Source organism: Sphingobium naphthae (genome assembly GCF_043589935.1).
Lineage (GTDB): Bacteria > Pseudomonadota > Alphaproteobacteria > Sphingomonadales > Sphingomonadaceae > Sphingobium > Sphingobium naphthae_A.
This window is the reverse complement of the sequence record NZ_CP171454.1, coordinates 2,813,645-2,833,495: the sequence shown is the minus strand read 5'-3', so window position 1 is coordinate 2,833,495 and position 19,851 is coordinate 2,813,645. Positions and strand designations below refer to the sequence as shown.

Sequence of the window (19,851 nt, the reverse complement as noted above, 5' to 3'; positions counted from 1 at the left end):
ACATGCCGCTCCGGCCTTTCTTCTTGGGCCCAGTTGGATGGCACGCCCGCCTTTGGCAGCGCGCGCGCCGCCTGCGCGGACCTTCAGCGCTCCATCGCGCTGGCCGTATCCTCCAGCGCCAGGTCGACCAGCACGCCCATGGCTTCGGCCGCGGCGTGCGGATCGCCCGCAACGATCGCGTCATAGACGCGGACATGGTCGGGGATCGGGTTGCGCGGCAGGGCGCGGGCGCGCTGCTTGAACTGGGTGGTCCAGTTGACGGCCGCGCCGATGCTGGCGGTCAGCACCAGCAGCGCATCGTTGCGCGTGGCGTTGAGGATGGCATTGTGAAAATCGCGGTCGGCCGCGCGCCCCGCCTCGGTCGCCAGCGTGTGGCGGCGCATCGCGGCGAGCGCATCCTTCATCAGCCGCAGATCCTCCTTGTCGCGCCTCTGCGCCGCGAGCCGCGCTGCCGCGGGCTCGACAATGGCGCGCAGTTCGAACAAGTCCCGCACGAACTGGATGTCGGGCTCCCCGGCGAACGCCCAGGCGAGCACGTCGGGATCCAGCAGGTTCCAGCGGTTGCGCGGCAGCACGCGCGTGCCCGCCTTGGGCCGGCTTTCCACCAGCCCTTTGGCGGTCAGCACCTGGATCGCTTCGCGATAGGCGCTGCGCGACACTTCCAGTTCCTCGGCGAAGGCGACTTCGCCCGACAGTGTGTCGCCCGGCTGGTATTGGCCCGACAAGATCGCCGTGCCCAGCTTGTGCGCGATCGCGCCGTGCAGCCGCCGGCCCGGTCCCCTGGTTGCCCGCTCCTTGCCGTTCCTGTCCGTCTCCGCCGCTTGCAAAGACGGATTTTCCTTCACCATTCGGCCTTCCTCCCCCCCCTCCATCCTTTGAGGCATGACATACCGTAGAATACAATCATTGCCTTTACCATTGCCGTGTAATATGTCGGAGTAATTCGGATTCACCGCCACGGCGACGTTGGTCGTCGGGGCCATTCATTCTTGGTCGGAACCAGCGCCGGAAAGGCGCGCGGGAGGAGAGTTTCCATGACATTGCGTCTGTTGCAGCACCGTTCGGACTCTGGCGAACGGGCGGTCATCGCCGCTCAGGGCGATGCGGCCCATTTCGTGCCGGGCTATGCCAGCATCCGCGCGCTGGCGCTGCACGCGATCGCCGATGGGATCAGCCTGGCGCAGGCGGTGGACGCCGCGGGCAAGGGCGATGCTGTGGACATCGCCGCCGAATATGCCGCCGACCGCCTGCTCGCCCCGATCGATCATGACGATGGCGCGCATGTGCTGCTGACAGGCACGGGCCTGACTCATCTTGGTTCGGCAGAGGGCCGCGACAAGATGCATCGGGAAGCCGCAGCGGCCGAAAAGCAGACCGATTCCATGCGCATGTTCCTGGAAGGCCTGGAAGGCGGCAAGCCGGCGGTGGGCACGGTCGGGCAGCAGCCCGAATGGTTCTACAAGGGTGATGGGTCGCAGCTGGTCGGGCCGACCGAGCCCTTCACGATGCCCGCCTTCGCCAAGGATGGCGGCGAGGAGCCGGAACTGGCCGGCATCTACCTGATCGGCGAGGATGGCACGCCCTACCGGCTGGGCCTGGCGCTCGCCAACGAATTTTCCGACCATGTGACCGAACGCCACAATTATCTGTGGCTCGCCCACAGCAAGCTGCGCCAGGCGTCGCTGGGCCCCGAACTGCTGGTCGGCACGCCGCCCGAGCATATCGAGGGGTCGAGCCGCATCCTGCGCGATGGCAAGGTCATCTGGGAAAAGCCGTTCCTGTCGGGCGAAGGCAATATGTCGCACAGTTTCGCCAATCTGGAACATCATCATTTCAAATATGACCTGTTCCGCCGCGCCGGCGACGTCCATGTCCATTTCTTCGGCACCGCCACCCTGTCCTTCAGCGACGGCGTGCAGACGCAGGAAGGCGACGTGTTCGAGATTCTCGCCGCGCCCTTCACCCTGCCGGTGCGCAACGAACTGAAGCGCGCCGCACCTGTCCAGGTCGCCGTCAAGACGCTCTGAGCCCGATGGACCCGATCCGTATCGCGATCGTCGGCATCGGCAAGATCGCGCGCGACCAGCATGTGCCGGCCATTCGCGGCAATGGCGCCTTCAGCCTGGCGGCAACCGTCAGCCCGCATGACGCGGGCCTGCCCGGCGTGCCGCACCATGCCAGCCTGGACGCGCTCCTGGCGCAGGGGCCGGCGGTGGACGCCGTCGCGCTCTGCACCCCGCCGCAGGTACGCTATGACCTGGCGGCGCAGGCGCTGAGCCGGGGCGCGCATGTGTTCCTGGAAAAGCCGCCCGGCGCCACGCTGGCGGAGGTCGAGGCGCTCAAAGCCCAGGCGGACAAGGTCGGTGCGACCCTGTTCGCCGCCTGGCACAGCCGCTTTGCCGCCGGCGTCGCCCCCGCCCGCGCATGGCTGGCCGAGCGCCGCATCGAGAAGGTGTCGATCGTCTGGCGCGAGGATGTGCGCGTCTGGCATCCGGGCCAGGCCTGGATCTGGCAGCCCGGCGGGCTGGGCGTGTTCGATCCGGGCATCAACGCGCTTTCGATCGTGACGCACATATTGCCCCGCCCGTTCTTCCTCAAGGACGCGACTTTGGTGCTGCCGGAAAATCGCGCCGCGCCGATCGCCGCCGATCTGGCCTTTCGCGACACCGCGGGCGCGCCGATCCACATGGACCTGGACTGGCGGCAGACCGGCCCGCAAAGCTGGGACATCCATGTCGACACCGATGCGGGTACGCTGAAGCTCAGCCATGGCGGCGCAGTGCTGACATTGCCGAGCGGCACCGAGCATGGCGAGGATATCGAATATGCGGGGCTCTACAGCCGCTTCGCCACGCTGATCCGCGGCGGGCGCAGCGATGTGGACACAGCGCCCCTGCGGCTGGTCGCCGACGCCTTCCTGCGCGGCCGGCGCGAGACCACCGACGCATTCCACGACTGAATTCTTACGCAAAGAGGGAGAGGACGGACATGATCAAGACTTTGCGCCGCACCACCGCGGCGCTTCTGCTGGCGGCGAGCGCGCTGGCGACGCCGGCGATGGCCGATACCGACGGCACGCCGACCAGCGCGACCATCCACGCCGACACGCCCGGCCCGGTCTATGACAAGCGCATCTTCACCCAGTTCGCCGAGCATCTGGGAACCGGCATCTATGGCGGCCTGTGGGTCGGAAACGACCGGTCGATCCCCAACACCAAGGGCTTCCGCAACGATGTCGTCGCGGCGCTGCGCAACCTGTCCGTGCCGGTGATCCGCTGGCCGGGCGGCTGTTTCGCCGACGAATATCATTGGCGCGAGGGCGTCGGCCCCAAGGCCAAGCGCCCGGTCAAGGTCAACACCCATTGGGGCGGCGTGACCGAGCCCAACACGGTCGGCACCGACGAGTTTTTCGAACTGCTGCGCCAGGTCGGCGCGGAAGCCTATGTCGCGGGCAATGTCGGCAACGGCACCCCGCAGGAAATGGCGGAGTGGGTCGAATATATGACCGCGCCCGCCGGCACGCTGGCCGAGGAACGTGCGAAGAATGGCCACAAGGAGCCCTATGCCGTTCCTTATTTCGGCGTCGGCAATGAATTGTGGGGCTGCGGCGGCAATATGCGCGCCGAATATGCGGCCGACGTGACGCGTCGCTACGCCACCTTCATCAAGGCGCCCAAGGGCACCAAGATCATGAAGATCGCGGCGGGAGCCAATGTCGACGATTATAACTGGACCGAGACGATGATGCGGGTCGCGGGCGACCAGCTCGACGCACTGTCGCTCCATTATTACACCCTGCCCCAGGGCGGCTGGCCGCCCAAGGCCGACCCCGTCAATTTTGACGAGACGCTATGGGCCGATACCCTGTCCAAGGCCGTCCACATGGACGAGCTGATCACCAAGCATACGGCGATCATGGACAAATATGATCCCAAGAAGCGCGTCTTCCTGGCGGTCGACGAATGGGGCACCTGGTATGCGCAGGATCCCGGCACGCATCCGGGCTTCCTGCGGCAGCAGAATACGCTGCGAGACGCGCTGGTCGCCTCCATCCATCTCGACATCTTCGCCAAGCATGCCGACCGCGTGCGCATGTCCGCCATCGCGCAGATGGTGAACGTGCTGCAGGCGATGATCCTGACCGATGGCAAGAAGATGGTGCTGACGCCCACCTATCATGTGTTCGAGATGTACAAGCCCTGGCAGGACGCGACCGTGCTGCCGATCGAGCTCGATACGCCTTGGTATGGCAAGGGGCAGTTCACCATGCCGGCGGTCAGTGGTTCCGCGGTGAAGGGCAAGGATGGCAAGGTCCATGTCGGCCTGTCCAACCTGGACCCGAACCAGCCCAACACGGTGACGGTGAAGCTGGATGGCCTGAACGCCGCCACTGTATCCGGCCGCATCCTGACCGCGTCGGCCATGAACGCGCACAACACGTTCGACGCGCCGGAAACGATCAAGCCCGCGTCCTTCACCGGCGCGCAGGTCAGCGGCGGCACGCTGAGCGTCACGCTGCCGCCCAAGTCGGTGGTCGTGCTGGACCTGCAATAAGAGTTTGGAGCGGGCGGAGGGTGGAATGGCCGCCCGCTCCATCCCATCGGCGACCCGCTCCGGCCAAAGCCGGAGCAGAGTAGACATTCAGGCGAACGGGAGCTTTCAACCGTGGAAGCCCGTCCCCCAAAGGAGAGGCCGGCATGAAGCGGCAGATGATCATGACATGGCTGGGCCTTGCCCTTCTTGGCGCGCCCGCCTGCGGCCAGCAGCCGCCCGAGCCGGCGCGCGAAACGCTCAACAGCCGCCTTGCCGGCGACCTTGCGCCCACCCATGATCCGGTGATCATTCGCGAAGGCGACACCTATCATGTGTTCAGCACCGGCCATGGCAAGCGGCTGATCGAAACCCGGACCTCCACCGACCTTGTCACCTGGAAGGCCGGCGACCCCGTCTTCACCGCCCTGCCCGCCTGGGCGAGCCAGGCGATCCCGGGCAGCAACGGCATGTGGGCGCCCGACATTTCCCATGTCGACGGGCGCTACCGGCTCTATTATTCGGTCTCGACCTTCGGGTCCAACCGCTCGGCGATCGGCCTTGCCACGGCAAAGACGCTGGACCGCTCCTCGCCCGATTATGGCTGGCGCGACGAGGGGCTGGTGGTCATGTCCACGACCGCGGATGATTTCAACGCGATCGACCCCAATTTCATCGTCGATCGCGATGGCCGCCACTGGCTGGCGCTGGGCAGTTTCTGGACCGGCATCAAGCTGTTCGAACTGGACCCCAAAACCGGCAAGCCCAAGGACCCGAAGGCAAAGCCGATCAGCATCGCGCGGCGCCCCGCCCCGGCCGGCGCACCCGCTCCGGTCGAGGCGCCCTTCATCATCGACCATGGCGGCTATTATTGGCTGATGGTCAGCTACGACTATTGCTGCAAGGGCGTGAACAGCACCTATTATACGGTCATGGGCCGGTCCAGGGCGATCACCGGCCCCTATGTCGGCAAGGATGGCAGCAAGCTGATGGAGGGCGGCGGCACCATCTTCCTGCGCGCCGATCTGCAGGAACAGCAGCGCTGGCGCGGCCCGGGCCATGCGGGCTGGCTGCACGACAAGGACGGCAGGACCGGGAAAAACACGGATTATGTCGTCTATCATGCCTATGACCGCCAGGCGAACGGCGCCCCTACGCTGCGCATCGCGCCGGTCATATGGGGTGATGACGGCTGGCCCGTCGCGCAATATTGATCCAAGATTAGTCTGACTTAACCGGAGAGAATCAGATGCTTTTCGCCCTGTCCCGCCGTGGCTTCATCGGCAGCGCCGCCGCCTTGTCGGCCGCGCCGATGGCGGTGCGCGCCGCCTCGGACGAGGCCGCTGCGCCCGTGCCCGTCAATCCGCTGGTCAAGAACCGCGCCGACGCGCAGGTCTTCCGCCATGAGGATGGTTATTATTACATGACGGGCTCCGTCCCCGAATATGACCGGCTGGTGCTGCGCCGGTCCAAGACCATCGCCGGCCTTGCCACGGCGGAGGAGAAGGTGCTCTGGCGCCATGAGGCGAGCGGCCCGCGGTCGGGCTTCATCTGGGCCCCCGAACTGCATCAGATCGACGGCAACTGGCACATGTATTTCGCCGCCGGACCGAGCGGCGGCGGCGATGATGTGTTCCGCATCCGCACCTATGCGATCGTGTGCGACGGCGCCGACCCGATGACCGGCACCTGGCGCGTGCTGGGCGAGTTCCAGTCGCCCTGGGACAGCTTCAACCTCGATTCGACCATCTTCACGCACAAGGGCGTGCGCTATTTCGTATGGGCCCAGCGCGAGCCGGGGATCGAGACCAACTCCAACCTGTATATCGCCCCGCTCAAGACGCCGCTGACGCTAGCGGCGAAGCCCGCGCGGCTGACCGTTCCGACGCTCGACTGGGAAGTGCGCGGCTACAAGGTCGCCGAAGCGCCCGCTATCCTGCATCGCAACGGCCGCCTGTTCATGACCTATTCGGCCAGCGCCACCGATGCGCGCTATTGCCTGGGGCTCCTGACCGCGGACGAGAATGCCGACCTGATGGACCCCAAGAGCTGGACCAAGTCCAAGCAGCCGGTGTTCGTCACCAATCGGCAGACCAGCGTCTATGGCCCTGGACACAACAGCTTCACCGTCGACGAGCAGGGGCGCGACATCCTCGTCTATCATGGCCGCGACTATGAAGCGATCGAGGGCGACCCGCTGTTCAACCCCGACCGGCACACCCGCGTCCAGCGCCTCTATTACACCGCCGAGGGCACGCCCGATTTCGGCGTGCCGGTCGGCAATGGGCCGATGCCCGAGCGCTTCATTTCCGCCGCCACGCCGACCGCGCTGCTGGCGCATGACGGCCCGCGCCTGATCGGCGGCAACCCGTCGCTGGCGCAGACACAGTTCCGCCAGACCAGGGGCCGCGCCGGCAAGGAAAGCGTCATGCTGTCCCCCATATTGATGCCCGACCATTATCTGGTCGCAGGCAAGGATGGCGCCGTGACGTTGCAGCCCGACAGCAAGAGCGCGGACTTTTCGCTCCGCAGCCAGTTCGTGCGGCTGGAGGAGAAAGGTGAGGGCCTGTTGCGATTCGCCGCGGTGGGGGCGCCGGGCAAGGCGCTGGGGCTGGCCGAAGGGCAAATCCGGCTGGTCGGCAGCCGGGAAACAAGCGCTTATTGGCGCGCGGACTGAGCTCGCCGGGCCAAGTCCGACAAAAGCTTGCAAGATCAAGGGGGCCGGTCATCTGTTGGATGGCCGGCCTTTCGCGATGCGCGGCTTTACATAGCAGCGCAAGCCAGCGCTGTCCCGACATGCAGCATAAATGTCACAAGCTTCCCACGTCCTGAAATGTCGCGCCAACTTTCCGCTTGCGCTTCATTTGTCGGAGCAATAATTAGTCAGAGTAATTCAGGCATGGCATGGCGTATGCGCCAGCCCAGGGGAGGATTAGCTGATGGCTTTCAAGCCGGTCATTTTCACTACCACGTCCATGTTCGCGCTGATGCTGGCGGGCGCCGCCCATGCCCAGACCGCGCCCGACGCTGGGGTTGCCGCGGCGCCGCAATCCGACGCAGAAATCAACGAGATCGTCGTCACTGGCGTGCGCGCGTCGATCGTCGGCGCCCTCAACGTGCGCAAGCAATCGACGCAGATCGTTGATTCGATCGTGTCGGAAGACGTCGGCAAGCTGCCCGACAATAACGTCATCGAAGCGCTGCAGCGCGTCACTGGCGTTCAGGTCACCAACCGCACCGGCGGCGAAGCGGCCGGCATCTCGATCCGCGGCCTGACCGACGCCCTGACCACACTCAACGGGCGCAACATCTTCACCGCCGCCGGTCAGGCCTTTGCGCTGCAGGACGTGTCGGCAAACCTCGTCAGCCGGGTTGACGTCTACAAGACGCGCTCGGCCGACCAGATCGAAACCGGCTTGGCCGGCCAGGTCGACGTGCAGACCCGCCGTCCCTTCGACTTCGATGGCTTCGCCATTTCAGGCCTGGCCCGCGGCATCTACAATGAGCAGGCCGACACCTATAACCCCAACGTCGCCCTGCTGGTCAGCGACCGCTGGGAAACCGGCATCGGCGACATCGGCATCCTGGTCAACGGCAGCTACACGCGCACCAAATATCGCGACCAGACCGTCACCGCCGGCGCGCTGGTGCCGTTTGCCGACATGGATCCGGCCGAGGGCACGGGCCTTTCCCCGTTCCAGCGCATCTTCCCCGCGGCAAAGGACCCGATCACGGGTGAATTCGCCGTCGCCCCGACCCTGGGCGCGTGGGAGCCGGGCCTTGACCGCGGCCTGTCTACCGCCGCCGGTTCGACCATGCTCGTCAATGGCGTCGAAACCCCCTATTATCTGTCGCGCGACGCGGTGTTCAGCTCCGACCTCTATGGCAAGCGCGAGCGCCCCTCCTTCAACGTCGCGTTACAGTGGGCGCCCAACAGCAGCTCGGTCTACACCGCCGAAGTCTTCTATGCCGGCTTCCGCGGCGAGACGTTCAACAGCCTTCAGTTCAGCTTCGTCGACTATTGGGCCAATCCCGAGGCGCCGACCCTGTATGACGGCACCAATATCGTGAAGGCGCGCACCGCCAATTCGGTCTACGGCTTCAACAGCGGCGACTTCACCAAGTCGAAGACCGACAGCTGGGTCTATGCCCTGAACGGCAAGTGGGACCTGGGCGAGCGCGGCAAGATCGTCGGCGACATCGCCTATCAGCGCAGCAAGGTGGAGAGCAGCTTCATCGCCATGCGCACCGATCGCGTCGCCAACAGCATCACCACCGATTTCAATGCGGGCGGCGGCATTCCTTCCTATCATTTCGATGACGACAGCCTGCTGAACGACACCAGCATCTGGAACGTGGCGCAGCTGTACGACAATGCCAACCGCGACAAGGGCAGCGCCATCACAGGCATGCTGGACGGCTATTATACCTGGGATGAAGGCTTCATCCGCCAGGTGAAGGCCGGCATCCGCATCGACCAGCGCAAGGCGTCCAACTATGTCCGGACGCAGGATCGCGGCGCGCCGCTGGTGGGCACTACGCTGGCCGGCCTGGGCGAGGATGCGGCCTTCACCAATTCGGACTTCTATCAGGGCCGGGCCGACGTGCCGTCGAGCTGGACCCTGGCCAATGGCTATTGGCTCTATGACAACGCCGACATGGTGCGTGGCCTGTACGGCCTTGCGACGTCCGACCAGCTGTCGCTGCAGAAGACGTTCGACATCGACGAGAGCACCATCGCCATGTACCTGCAGGTCGATGGCGAGGTGTCGATCTTCGGTCGGCCGCTGAAGCTGCAGGCCGGCGCGCGCTATGTCACCGTCGATACCGACTACAACTTCTTCGATCGCTACAATAACGGCGCGCAGACGACCGTCTCGTCGGGTTCGGATCGCTGGCTGCCCAGCTTCACCGCCCGTTATGAGATCACGGACAATCTGCGCCTGCGTTTCAACTATGGCGAAACGCTGCGTCGTCCCAACTTCGGCGACATCAACCCCAATTACACGCTGACCGGCGATCTCACCAATGTGGGTTATGGCAGCGGCTCGGCGGGCACGGCGGACTTGAAGCCCACCCATTCGAAGAATTTCGACCTGGCGCTGGAATGGTATTTCGAACGCAACAGCGCGATCACGCTGACCGGCTTCCGTCGTGAGATCGAAGGTCTGGTGGTGCCGCTCACAATCCAGGAATATATTCCCAACAACGGGATCGAAGCCGGCGCGACCGACACCTTCGCCATTACGCGCCCGGTCAACGCGTCGAACGGCGTGCTCAAGGGCCTGGAACTGGGCCTGACCTATTTCCCCAGCTACCTGCCGGGTCCGCTGGACGGCCTGGGCTTTGTCGGCAGCGTCACGGTGCTGGATTCCAAGCAGAATATTCCGCTGTCCAACTCGGCCGGCGAGATCACGGGTGAAGCGACGTCGTCCTTCTTCGGCGTTTCGGACCTCAGCTACAACGCGACGCTCGCGTATGACAACGGCCCGATCGGCGCGCGCCTGTCCTATATCTGGCGCAAGGAGTTCCTGGCGAACAACGAGGCGCGCCTGTTCGCCAATCCCATCGGCGTGTGGCGCAACCCCGAAAAGAGCCTGGACTTGCAGCTCACCTGGAACGTCAATGATCGCCTGGGCGTGACGTTCGACGCGGTGAACTTGACCAAGTCGAAGCAGCAGACTTACTATAAGTTCGAAGATGTCGGCGGTCCCGAGCAGTTCAACCTCGGCACCACGCTGATCGCACGGACATTCGCTCTGGGTCTTCGCTACACGTTCAAATGAGTGCCCGATGGGGCGCGGTGTCTCCTCACTGCGCTCCGTCTTCATGGCGGTCGTTCCGGGAAATCTCTCCACTTCCCGGGACGGCCGCCATATCTGTTTGTGACATAAGGGAGGATGAGCGATGCGCGCGATCGGGATGATGATGCTGGCGGGAGCCGCGCTGACCGGGATCGGCGCCGCCCCTCCCCCGCCCGCGATGGACACGGCCGCCATCGCCGCGGCGCGCTTCGGCAATGATGCACCCTGGTATGAAGACCGCATCCCCTTCTTCGAATCCGCCGATCCCCGGATCGACGCGGTCTATTATTATCGCTGGCAGATTTTCCGCGGGCATCAGCGCGACCTGGGCGCCGAAGGCTATATCACCACCGAATTTTTCGACGATGTCGACTGGCAGCGCCAGCCCTATGCCAGCCTGAATGACGCTAGCGGCTTCCATATCGGCGAAGGACGCTGGCTGCGCGACCGGCGCTTTACCGACGATTATATCAATTTCATGTACCGCAGCGGCGGCAATGACCGGCATTTCACCGATCATATGGCCGACAGCGTCTGGGGCCGTTACCTAGTCGATGGCGACCGGCAGGATGCGATCGAACATCTGCCGGTGATGAACCATATCTACCGCCTGTGGGACGATCATTTCGATTTCGACAAGGGCCTCTATTTTGTCGAGCCGCTGCTCGATGCGACCGAATATACCGTGTCGTCGATCGACGCGTCGGGCGGCAAGGACGGCTTCCGGGGCGGGGACGCTTTCCGCCCGTCGGTCAACAGCTATATGTTCGCCAATGCCCGCGCGCTGTCGCAGATGGCCGCGATGGCGGGCGACAAGGCGATGGCGGCCGACTATACCGCGCGCGCCGACGCGTTGCAGCGCCGGGTGCTGGACGCTCTGTGGAGCGACAAGCTCACGCACTTCATCGACCGGCACCAGTCGCGCAAGAACGAGTTCGTCAACTATTGGGACCCGATCCGCAATCGGGAGCTGGTCGGCTATCTGCCCTGGATGTTCGGCCTGGTGCCGGACGACCCCAAATATGCGCAGGCGTGGGCGCATCTGATCGACCCCGCTTCGCTCGCCGGCAAGGCGGGGATGCGCACGGTCGAGGCCGGCTACGAATATTATATGCGGCAATATCGGTTTCTGGGCAACGCGCCCGAATGCCAGTGGAACGGACCGATCTGGCCCTACCAGACGACGCAGGTCCTGCATGGCATGGCCAATCTGCTGAACGATCGCAGCGCCCATGGGCCGGTGACGCGCAGCACCTATATGCGCCTGCTGCGCCAATATGCCGCCCTGCATTATCAGGGGGATCGGCTGGACCTGGAAGAGGATTATCATTCCGAAACGGGCAAGCCGATCGTGGGACTCGACCGCAGCCATCATTATTTCCATTCCGGCTTCAACGACCTGATCCTGACCGGCTTAGTCGGCATCCGCCCGCGCGCCGACGATGTGCTGGAGGTCAATCCGCTGCTGCCGGCGATGAACGACGCGCAGGCTCTGGCCTGGTTCCGGGTGCAGGATGTCCCCTATCATGGGCACAGGATCGCCGTGACCTGGGACGCGGACGGCAGCCATTATCGCCGCGGCAAGGGGCTTTCGATCGAGGTCGACGGCAAGGAAGTGGCGCGCCGCGACACACTGGGCCGCCTGGAAACGCAAGTCGCGCGCGTCGCCATCGCCCCGATCGTCCGGCCGATCAACAAGGCGGTGCAGCTGGTGCGCGGACAATATCCGATGGGTTCAGCGTCCAGCAACGCCGACACGGAGAATGTCCATGATGCGATCGACGGGCGCACCTGGTTCTTCCCGGAACTGCCCAATGGCTGGTCCTCGGCCGCTGCGCCCGCTCAGCAATGGTATGCGATCGACCTGGGCCGGCCTCAGGCGATCGGCCGCGCCGAACTGGCCTTCTTCGCCGATGGCAAGGGCTTTGCCGTGCCGGCCCGCTACCGGATGCAGGCCTGGGTCGATGGCGCCTGGCGTGACATCGCTACGCCCAAGGGCAGCCCTGTCGCCAATGGCGTCACGGATATGCGCTGGCCGGCGCTACGCACCGCCAGGATACGCATCGCTTTCACCCAGCATCCCGGCAAGGCGGTGCGCCTTGCCGAGTTCAAGCTGTTCCAAGACTGATCAGGCGTCGGCGCCTGATCAGGCGTCGATGCTGATCACGCCGCGGCGGATCTGGTCCAGCTCGATGCTTTCGAACAGGGCCTGGAAATTGCCGTTGCCAAAGCCTTCATTGCCCTTGCGCTGAATGATTTCGAAGAAGATCGGCCCGAACATGTTTTCGGTGAAGATCTGGAGCAAGATGCCCTCGCTCTCGACATCGCCGTCGATCAGGATGCGGTTCTTGCGCAGCCGCTCCAGATCCTCGCCATGGCCCGGGACGCGCTTGTCGACCAGTTCATAATAGGTTTCGATTGTGTCTTGCAGGCGCACGCCGCGCGCCCGCAGCTTTTCTACCGTTTCGTAGATATTGTCGGTGGTAAGCGCGAGATGCTGGATGCCCTCGCCATGATAGTCGCGAATAAATTCCTCGATCTGGCTCTTGTCGTCCTGGCTTTCGTTCAGGGGAATGCGGATGGCGCGATCGGGCGCGATCATCGCCTGGCTGGTGAGCCCGGTCGCCTTGCCCTTGATGTCGAAGAATTTCTGCTCCTCGAAATTGAAGAGCGTGCGGTAGAATTCGCTCCACACGCGCATCTGGCCGCGCCGCACATTGTGGGTCAGGTGATCGAGCAGGTCGAGGCCGACGCTGTTGGCGGCCTCCTTTTCGCGCCAACCGGGCATTTCGGCCCAGTTGCCATACAGGTCCTCGCCGTCCTGGATGAAGTAGAGATAGGCGCCGCCAATGCCTTCGATGACGGTGTCATCCTCTTCCGTCGCCTTGGCGCCATTATCGAGCGCCCAGGCGAGCGCCGCTTGCGGATCGGCGACGCGGAACGCCATGGCGCTGGCCGAGGGCCCGTGAACGCCGCGGAAGGCCGCCACGCGCCCGGCATCGTCGCGGTTCAGCATCAGGTTGATGCGGCCCTGCTTGTAACGCGTGATATTCTTGGTCGGATGGCGATGCGTCGCGGTAAAGCCCAGCGCTTCGAACTGCGCGGCCATCCTGTCGGGTTCGGGCGAGGTGAATTCGACGAATTCGAACCCGTTGAGGCCCAGCGGATTGGCGGACGGGGCGTCGAGCTGCTGCTCCAGCATGGTGGCGGTCATAAAGGCTCCTCTTCCTTGTGTCTGGCATAGGCCTGGGTTCCGCGAGTCAGCACGCGGTCGCCAGGCAGGATGCTGTCGGTTTCATGATCGGGCAGCGTGGCGAGATCGGCATAGAGCGGCGCGAAATCGGTCTGCGTGGTCTGCGCCAGCAGATCCTCGAAACTGTCGATGACGAAATAGCTTTGCTGGAAATCGTCGATCCGATAGCGCGTGCGCATGATCCGCCGCAGGTCGAAACCAAGGCGGTGGGGCGACGGGTCTTCCAGTGCGAACCGCGATTCGGCATTGGACGACACGATCCCGGCGCCATAGAGGCGCAGCCCCTCGCCTGTCGCGATCAGCCCGAATTCGACCGTGTACCAGTAGAGCCGAGCAAGCTTCGCAATTGCGCCGAGGCCATCAGCGCGGAGCCCGCCACGGCCATAGGCCTGCATATAATCGGCGAAGACCGGGTTCGCGAGCAACGGGACATGGCCGAACACATCGTGGAAGATGTCGGGCTCCTGCAGATAATCTTCCTGTTCGGGCGTGCGGATGAACCGCCCGGCGGGGAAGCGCCGATGAGCGAGATGATCGAAGAAGATGCGGTCCGGCACCAGTCCGGGCACCGCCACAACCTGCCAGCCGGTCGCCGCCATAAGCCGATCATTGAGTGCGGCAAATTCGGGAATGCCCGGCCGGTCCATGCGCAAAATGTCGAGCCCGTCCAGGAATTGCGGCACGACCCGCCCCTGAAGCATCTGCGCCTGACGTTCGAACAACCGATCCCACGTCGCATGATCGGCGGCGCTGTACCGATCCCAACCCTGCGGAATCGTCCAGTCTTCCGCCGCGCCAGGGGGGCGAGTGTCGGCATCCTTCTCCATATGAGGATGATGTCAAAAAAAATGCGCGAATGCTTTTCAAAGGGGATGGACGACGACGTGGAAACGAAAAGCTGTTTCATGCTAAAGGATCTGCATGACGAATTTTATCAGCCTTGATCCGCTGGACCGGCGAATATTGGCGGAGCTTCAGAGGGACGCCACGCTCAGCAATGCCGAGCTGGCCGAGCGGGTGGGCAGCACCGGCCCGTCCTGCTGGCGGCGGGTGCGCGCGATGCAGGAGCAGGGATTGTTGCGCCGCGCGGTCTGGCTGGCCGATCCGCGCGCGCTGGGCCAGGGCGTCACCGTCCTGTGCCATGTCCGGATGAAGGCCTTTTCCGCCGAAGCGATCGCCGCGTTCGAGGATTTCGTGCGCGCCCATGAACAGGTGATGGAATGCTATTCCATGTCGGGGGAGTGGGACTATCTGTTGCGCATCGTCGCATCCGATGTTGCCGATTATGAGCATTTCCTGATGCGTACGCTGCTGAAACATCAATCGGTGGCGGGCGCGTCGTCGCAATTCGCCCTATCGACGACCAAATATGAAACGGCCCTGCCGGTGCGCTGATCCCGATCGGCATCAGCGCGCCGCGGGTTTTACTCTTGCGCCCATGCTGTTACCATGCACAAAGCTTGCCAACCGCAGGGTGGCCGACAATCTAGACGCGCGGCCGCAGGGTTCGCGAAGGATGACAGGATGCACGACGTGACCGTTCAGGACCGGCCGACCCCGGCCCACCCCCTCGCTCCTCAGGAAGTGGGCGATGGGCTGTCGGTCATCTCGATCGCCAAAAGCTACGACAAGCGCGTCGTCCTGTCCGACGTGTCCCTGACCGTGGGCAAGGGCGAGGTGGTCGGCCTGCTTGGTCCCAATGGCGCGGGCAAGACGACCTGCTTCTATTCGGTGATGGGGCTGGTGCGCCCCGATCGCGGCCGCATCGTGCTGGACGGGCAGGACATTACCGGCCTGCCCATGTATCGCCGGGCGATCCTGGGCCTGGGTTATCTGCCGCAGGAAACATCGATCTTCCGGGGCCTTAGCGTCGCGCAGAATATCGGCGCCGTGCTGGAGCTGGCGGAACCCGACAAGGCGGCGCGGGCGGCGCGGCTGGAACAGCTGCTGGACGAATTTGGCCTGACGCGGCTGCGCGACTCTTCCGCCATGGCGTTGTCGGGCGGCGAGCGCCGGCGGTGCGAAATCGCGCGCGCGCTGGCGGCCAACCCTTCGATCGTGCTGCTCGATGAGCCCTTCGCCGGGATCGACCCGCTGTCTATCGCCGATATTCGCGACCTGGTGAAGGACCTCAAGAACCGGGGCATCGGCGTCCTCATCACCGACCATAATGTGCGCGAGACGCTGGAAATCGTCGATCGCGCCTGCATCATCTATGGGGGCCAGGTGCTGTTCGCGGGCAATCCCACCGAACTGGTCGCCAATGCTGACGTCCGTCGCCTCTATCTGGGCGAAAATTTCCAGCTGTAAGATGGCGCGGGGGCGGCCTCTTTCTGCCGACCGGACGCCTGGCTGATGGCGCTCGGGCCGCGCCTCGACATTCGCCAGAGCCAGTCTCTGGTGATGACGCCGCAGCTGCAGCAGGCGATCAAGCTGCTGGCGCTGTCCAATCTGGAGATCGAGGCCTTCGTCGCGGGCGAGCTGGAGAAGAACCCGCTGCTCGAAACCGGCAGGGACGATGGGCCGCCTGCGCCCGACGGCATCGACCGCGCGGTGGAGGCGCCCGTCCTCGCCGCCGAAAGCGGGGCAAGCGACGACCTGATCGCGCAGGGCATGGGCGAAGCGGACAGCCCGCTCGATGTCGATCATGGCGCCGAAACCTTCATCGACGATGGCCCCGGCGAACGAATGGCGTCAGCCATGGGTGCTGGCGGGAGCATGGACCCGATCGGCGGCGGCTATGCCGAGGACGCTCCTGATTTCGACAGTTTCGCCGCACCCGACGCCAGCCTGCAGGAACATCTGATGGATCAGGCGCGCGCCGCTTTGTCCGGCATGGACCTGCTGATCGCGTCGCAACTGATCGGCCAGATTGATGAGGCGGGCTATCTGGAGGCGAATCTGCTGACGACCGCCCATGGCCTGGGCGTACCGCTGCACGATGTGGAGCGCGTGCTGGGGGTGATCCATGGCTTCGATCCGACCGGCGTGGGCGCGCGGTCGCTGTCCGAATGCCTGGCGCTGCAGGCGAAGGAAGCCGACCGTCACGACCCGTGCATGGCGCGGCTGCTCGCCAATCTCGATCTACTGGCCAAGGGCGCCCTGCCCCAGCTGCGCCGCATCTGTGGCGTGGACGAGGAGGATATGGCGGACATGATCGCCGAGTTGCGCGGCTATGATCCCAAGCCGGGCCTGCGCTTTTCCGGCGCCAGCGCCGCGCCGGTGACGCCCGACCTGTTCATCCGCCCGACCAGCGACGGCTGGGCGATCGAGATCAACAGCGCCACCCTGCCCCGCGTGCTGGTCAACCGCAGCTATTATGTCGAACTGGCGAGCGGACCGCAGGACAAGAACAGCAAGGCGTGGCTCGCCGATTGCCTCGCCAGCGCCAATTGGCTGGTGAAGGCGCTGGACCAGCGGCAGAAGACGATCATCAAGGTGGCGAGCGAGATATTGCGCCAGCAGGAGGAATTCTTCCGCAAGGGCGTCGCGCATCTCAAGCCGCTGACGCTCAAGGCCGTGGCGGACGCGATCGGCATGCATGAAAGCACGGTCAGCCGCGTCACATCCAACAAATATCTGTCCTGCCCCCGGGGGCTTTATGAGCTCAAATATTTCTTCTCGAGCGGCGTTTCGGCCGCGAGCGGTGATGGCGCGGTGTCGGCAGAAGCGGTCAAGAGCCACATCAAGGCGCTGATTTCCGCCGAGGACCCGCAGGCCATCCTGTCCGACGACACGCTGGTCGACCTGCTGCGCGCCAAGGGCATGGACATCGCCCGCCGCACGGTCGCCAAATATCGCGAGGCGATGGGCATCGGCTCATCCGTGCAGCGCCGCCGGCAGAAAGCGTTGAAAGGGAAGGCGGCTTGAGGCGAGCGCGATGTGGGCAGACTATGCGCCAACCTTACCTCTACCGATATTGCGCCGCCCATAACCTGCGGAGTGGCTTGACCCTGGGCGGGGGAGCGGCAAAAGCAGCGGCATCGCTCGTTGCCAGGGATCATTCCGCCTCATGTCCGTCGCCTATCTGAACGGCGCCTATCTGCCGCTCGCAGATGCTCGCATCTCGCCGCTGGATCGCGGCTTCCTGTTCGCCGACGGTATTTACGAGGTTGCCGCGGTCATCGACGGCAAGCTGGTGGACAGCGCGTCGCATCTGGCGCGGCTGGAGCGATCGACCAGCGCGATCGGCATTCGCCTGCCGCTCCCCCTGGCGGAGATTGAGGCGGTGCAGAAGGAACTGGTCGCCCGCAATGGACTGAGCGAGGGCCTTGTCTATCTGCAGGTCACGCGCGGCGCGGACAGGACGCGCGACTTCATCGCGCCGCAGGATCTTGCACCGACCCTGTTCCTGTTCGTCCAGGACAAGCCCTTCCTCGACGTGCCAGCCGTCCGCGACGGCATCGCTGTCGCCACCATGCCCGATCTGCGCTGGGCGCGGCGCGACATCAAGAGCGTCGGCCTGCTCGCCCAGGCCATGGCCAAACAGGCCGCGCGCGCGGCGGGCGCGCAGGAGGCGTGGATGGTCGAGGACGGCTTCGTCACCGAAGGCGCGTCCTCCACGGCCTTCATCCTGACCGATGACGGCATCGTCACCCGACCCTATAGCCAGGCGGTGCTTGCCGGCTGCACCGGCGCGGCGCTGGCTGCGCTGGCGGAGGAAAGCGGCATCGCCGTGGTGCGCCGCGCCTTCACCGTCGCCGAAGCGATGGACGCCAAGGAAGCCTTCATCACCAGCGCGTCGACCCTGTGCCAGTCGGTGGTGCGGATCGATGGGCAGGCGATCGGAGACGGAACGCCCGGCCCCCTCGCCATGCGCCTGCGGCAACTCTATATCGACTTTGCCCGAAAAACCGGGGTTTGACGGAAAAGACTCCGAAATGGAGAGAAGATCAACGTCTCATTCGAAGATAGGAAATTCGTAGGAAAACTGTCGCCAATCGCGCCACTGCGGACCCATTCCGGACCGGGTCGGCGTCTCTCCCGAGGCGCTTCGAAGGGGACATCGCCAACTCGTGTCCACATCGGCGAAGGATTGGGCTGAACTGATCCGTTCTTGCTTTATTCTCCAGAACGAAGCTAGAACAGGGACTGGATCATGATGGACGATTTTTCCTACGCGACGCCCTTTTGCGATGCGTCCCAGCCGATCGCCGAGCGCGACGATCGGCAGAGCCTGCTCATCATCGCCGATTGGGCCGACACGGCGGCGCTGGCGCCGATCGCGCAGGCGGCCAATCTGCGCCTGCTGGGCGTCACTGGCCTGAGCGAGGCGGCGGAGCGTCTGGACGCGCAGACCCAATGCGATTCGCTGCTGCTCTTTTGTCCGACCATGACCCCGATGCTGGAGCGGCTGCTGGTGCAGGTCGAGACGCAGGCGATCCAGACCGGTATGGCGGTGGTGCTGGTTGCGGGTTGGGACACGGTGGAACTGGCCTTCGCCTGCCTTCGCAGCCCGCACAGCCAATTATTGTGCGATCCTGATCCGGTGGAGCTGGCCGCAGCGCTGGTGGCGGCTGGCGAGCATCGACCGATCGGCGGCAGCGTGCACGAAGTGGATCGGGAAGCCATGCGGTTGCAGCAGCTCAGCGACGAGGTCGGACGGCTGGCCCGCACGATCGATGCGTTGACGCAGCGCGCCAAGGTGACGGCGACGCCCAGTTTCGATCTGGGGCCGCGCATTTCCGACCGCGCCAGCGACTATATCGGCATGCCGGCAATCACGCCCTTCGCCCCGCCGGCCCGACCCGCCGAAACGCCCGCGGTCACCGCCCAGCAAGTGCGCGACATGCTGCGCGCGCGGCGCATACGCGCCGATTTCCTGCCCGGCGACCTGTTCGCCGATCCCGCCTGGGACATGCTGCTCGACCTGCTGGCGGCGCGGCTGGAGCAGGAGCGCGTGTCGGTATCGAGCCTCTGCATCGCGGCTGCCGTACCGCCGACCACAGCCTTGCGCTGGATCCGGACGCTGACCGACAAGGGGCTGGTGCAGCGCCATGCCGACCCGCATGACGGCCGCCGCGTCTTCATATCGCTGGCGCAGGAAACCGCCGAATCGATGCTGCGCTGGTTCGGCGCAAGCCGCCGGCTGCTCAGCAGCTGAAGGGCTTGACCGGCGCGGCGTTTGCCCGCAATAGGCGCCTTCCCGACCGGGGGCGATTAGCTCAGTTGGTAGAGCGTCTCGTTTACACCGAGAATGTCGGCGGTTCGAGCCCGTCATCGCCCACCATTTTGCCGAAGATGGCATCCGCGAGAGTGTCAGGA

15 protein-coding genes and 1 tRNA gene are annotated in these 19,851 nt (G+C 64.7%); 13 read left to right on the top strand and 3 right to left on the bottom strand.

The annotated features are described in order from the left end of the window. Window positions 1-83: 83 nt before the first annotated feature. The gene (locus ACGGKE_RS14060; protein WP_228164713.1) at window positions 84-848 is read right to left on the bottom strand and encodes a FadR/GntR family transcriptional regulator; all 765 of its coding nucleotides are present in this window, start codon (window positions 846-848) and stop codon (window positions 84-86) included. A gap of 186 nt (window positions 849-1,034) precedes the next feature. Here ACGGKE_RS14060 and araD1 point away from each other — a divergent pair, with 186 nt between their 5' ends. The 7 genes from araD1 (at window position 1,035) to ACGGKE_RS14025 (ending at window position 12,462) form a co-directional block, all read left to right on the top strand. Further along, entirely contained in the window at window positions 1,035-2,027 is a 993-nt protein-coding gene (gene araD1 / locus ACGGKE_RS14055; protein WP_394438779.1) for an AraD1 family protein, read from the top strand. Window positions 2,028-2,032: 5 nt separating this feature from the next. Continuing rightward, the gene (locus tag ACGGKE_RS14050) at window positions 2,033-2,959 is read left to right on the top strand and encodes a Gfo/Idh/MocA family protein (protein ID WP_228164714.1); all 927 of its coding nucleotides are present in this window, start codon (window positions 2,033-2,035) and stop codon (window positions 2,957-2,959) included. Window positions 2,960-2,988: 29 nt separating this feature from the next. After that, window positions 2,989-4,554: an alpha-N-arabinofuranosidase gene (locus tag ACGGKE_RS14045; RefSeq protein WP_394438778.1), complete on the top strand. Its 1,566-nt coding sequence runs from the start codon at window positions 2,989-2,991 to the stop codon at window positions 4,552-4,554. A gap of 143 nt (window positions 4,555-4,697) precedes the next feature. Continuing rightward, window positions 4,698-5,744, top strand: coding sequence for an arabinan endo-1,5-alpha-L-arabinosidase (locus ACGGKE_RS14040; protein WP_394438777.1), 1,047 nt, complete (start codon window positions 4,698-4,700; stop codon window positions 5,742-5,744). Between the two features lie 35 nt (window positions 5,745-5,779). Further along, window positions 5,780-7,207: a family 43 glycosylhydrolase gene (locus ACGGKE_RS14035; RefSeq protein WP_394438776.1), complete on the top strand. Its 1,428-nt coding sequence runs from the start codon at window positions 5,780-5,782 to the stop codon at window positions 7,205-7,207. Between the two features lie 262 nt (window positions 7,208-7,469). After that, window positions 7,470-10,316, top strand: a complete 2,847-nt coding sequence (locus tag ACGGKE_RS14030; RefSeq protein ID WP_394438775.1) for a TonB-dependent receptor — start codon at window positions 7,470-7,472, stop codon at window positions 10,314-10,316. A gap of 121 nt (window positions 10,317-10,437) precedes the next feature. Further along, complete coding sequence (locus ACGGKE_RS14025) at window positions 10,438-12,462, top strand: glycosyl hydrolase family 65 protein (protein WP_394438774.1); 2,025 nt, start codon at window positions 10,438-10,440, stop codon at window positions 12,460-12,462. A gap of 18 nt (window positions 12,463-12,480) precedes the next feature. Here ACGGKE_RS14025 and hppD read toward each other — a convergent pair whose 3' ends face one another. Beyond that, on the bottom strand, window positions 12,481-13,548 hold the full coding sequence (gene hppD, locus ACGGKE_RS14020; RefSeq protein WP_394438773.1) for a 4-hydroxyphenylpyruvate dioxygenase: 1,068 nt from the start codon (window positions 13,546-13,548) through the stop codon (window positions 12,481-12,483). Then, complete coding sequence (gene phhA, locus ACGGKE_RS14015; protein ID WP_394438771.1) at window positions 13,545-14,414, bottom strand: phenylalanine 4-monooxygenase; 870 nt, start codon at window positions 14,412-14,414, stop codon at window positions 13,545-13,547. Before phhA ends, hppD begins: the two co-directional genes overlap by 4 nt. Before the next feature lie 94 nt (window positions 14,415-14,508). Between phhA and ACGGKE_RS14010 the strand changes: the two genes are divergently transcribed. From ACGGKE_RS14010 to ACGGKE_RS13985, 6 genes are all read left to right on the top strand, one after another. Then, entirely contained in the window at window positions 14,509-14,982 is a 474-nt protein-coding gene (locus ACGGKE_RS14010) for an Lrp/AsnC family transcriptional regulator (protein ID WP_394438770.1), read from the top strand. A gap of 129 nt (window positions 14,983-15,111) precedes the next feature. Then, window positions 15,112-15,897 (top strand): LPS export ABC transporter ATP-binding protein, encoded by a 786-nt coding sequence (gene lptB / locus ACGGKE_RS14005; protein WP_394438769.1) that lies wholly within the window; start codon window positions 15,112-15,114, stop codon window positions 15,895-15,897. A gap of 45 nt (window positions 15,898-15,942) precedes the next feature. Beyond that, the gene (rpoN, locus tag ACGGKE_RS14000) at window positions 15,943-17,457 is read left to right on the top strand and encodes an RNA polymerase factor sigma-54 (RefSeq protein ID WP_394438768.1); all 1,515 of its coding nucleotides are present in this window, start codon (window positions 15,943-15,945) and stop codon (window positions 17,455-17,457) included. A 142-nt stretch (window positions 17,458-17,599) separates the two neighbouring features. Beyond that, a complete protein-coding gene (locus ACGGKE_RS13995; protein ID WP_394438766.1) occupies window positions 17,600-18,451 on the top strand; it encodes a D-amino-acid transaminase in 852 nt (283 codons plus the stop codon). 234 nt (window positions 18,452-18,685) lie between these two features. Then, the gene (locus ACGGKE_RS13990; protein WP_394438765.1) at window positions 18,686-19,690 is read left to right on the top strand and encodes a winged helix DNA-binding protein; all 1,005 of its coding nucleotides are present in this window, start codon (window positions 18,686-18,688) and stop codon (window positions 19,688-19,690) included. Between the two features lie 50 nt (window positions 19,691-19,740). After that, window positions 19,741-19,816: transfer RNA gene (locus ACGGKE_RS13985), tRNA-Val, on the top strand. Window positions 19,817-19,851 lie beyond the last annotated feature (35 nt).

Bases quoted from the DNA above. Each gene is read 5' to 3' on its own strand.
- ACGGKE_RS13995 (WP_394438766.1), top strand. From the start codon at position 17,600: ATGTCCGTCGCCTATCTGAACGGCGCCTATCTGCCGCTCGCAGATGCT.
- rpoN (WP_394438768.1), top strand. From the start codon at position 15,943: ATGGCGCTCGGGCCGCGCCTCGACATTCGCCAGAGCCAGTCTCTGGTG.
- ACGGKE_RS14035 (WP_394438776.1), top strand. From the start codon at position 5,780: ATGCTTTTCGCCCTGTCCCGCCGTGGCTTCATCGGCAGCGCCGCCGCC.
- araD1 (WP_394438779.1), top strand. From the start codon at position 1,035: ATGACATTGCGTCTGTTGCAGCACCGTTCGGACTCTGGCGAACGGGCG.
- ACGGKE_RS14025 (WP_394438774.1), top strand. From the start codon at position 10,438: ATGCGCGCGATCGGGATGATGATGCTGGCGGGAGCCGCGCTGACCGGG.
- phhA (WP_394438771.1), bottom strand. From the start codon at position 14,414: ATGGAGAAGGATGCCGACACTCGCCCCCCTGGCGCGGCGGAAGACTGG.
- ACGGKE_RS14060 (WP_228164713.1), bottom strand. From the start codon at position 848: ATGGTGAAGGAAAATCCGTCTTTGCAAGCGGCGGAGACGGACAGGAAC.
- ACGGKE_RS14040 (WP_394438777.1), top strand. From the start codon at position 4,698: ATGAAGCGGCAGATGATCATGACATGGCTGGGCCTTGCCCTTCTTGGC.
- lptB (WP_394438769.1), top strand. From the start codon at position 15,112: ATGCACGACGTGACCGTTCAGGACCGGCCGACCCCGGCCCACCCCCTC.
- ACGGKE_RS14045 (WP_394438778.1), top strand. From the start codon at position 2,989: ATGATCAAGACTTTGCGCCGCACCACCGCGGCGCTTCTGCTGGCGGCG.
- ACGGKE_RS14010 (WP_394438770.1), top strand. From the start codon at position 14,509: ATGACGAATTTTATCAGCCTTGATCCGCTGGACCGGCGAATATTGGCG.
- ACGGKE_RS14030 (WP_394438775.1), top strand. From the start codon at position 7,470: ATGGCTTTCAAGCCGGTCATTTTCACTACCACGTCCATGTTCGCGCTG.
- hppD (WP_394438773.1), bottom strand. From the start codon at position 13,548: ATGACCGCCACCATGCTGGAGCAGCAGCTCGACGCCCCGTCCGCCAAT.
- ACGGKE_RS13990 (WP_394438765.1), top strand. From the start codon at position 18,686: ATGATGGACGATTTTTCCTACGCGACGCCCTTTTGCGATGCGTCCCAG.
- ACGGKE_RS14050 (WP_228164714.1), top strand. From the start codon at position 2,033: ATGGACCCGATCCGTATCGCGATCGTCGGCATCGGCAAGATCGCGCGC.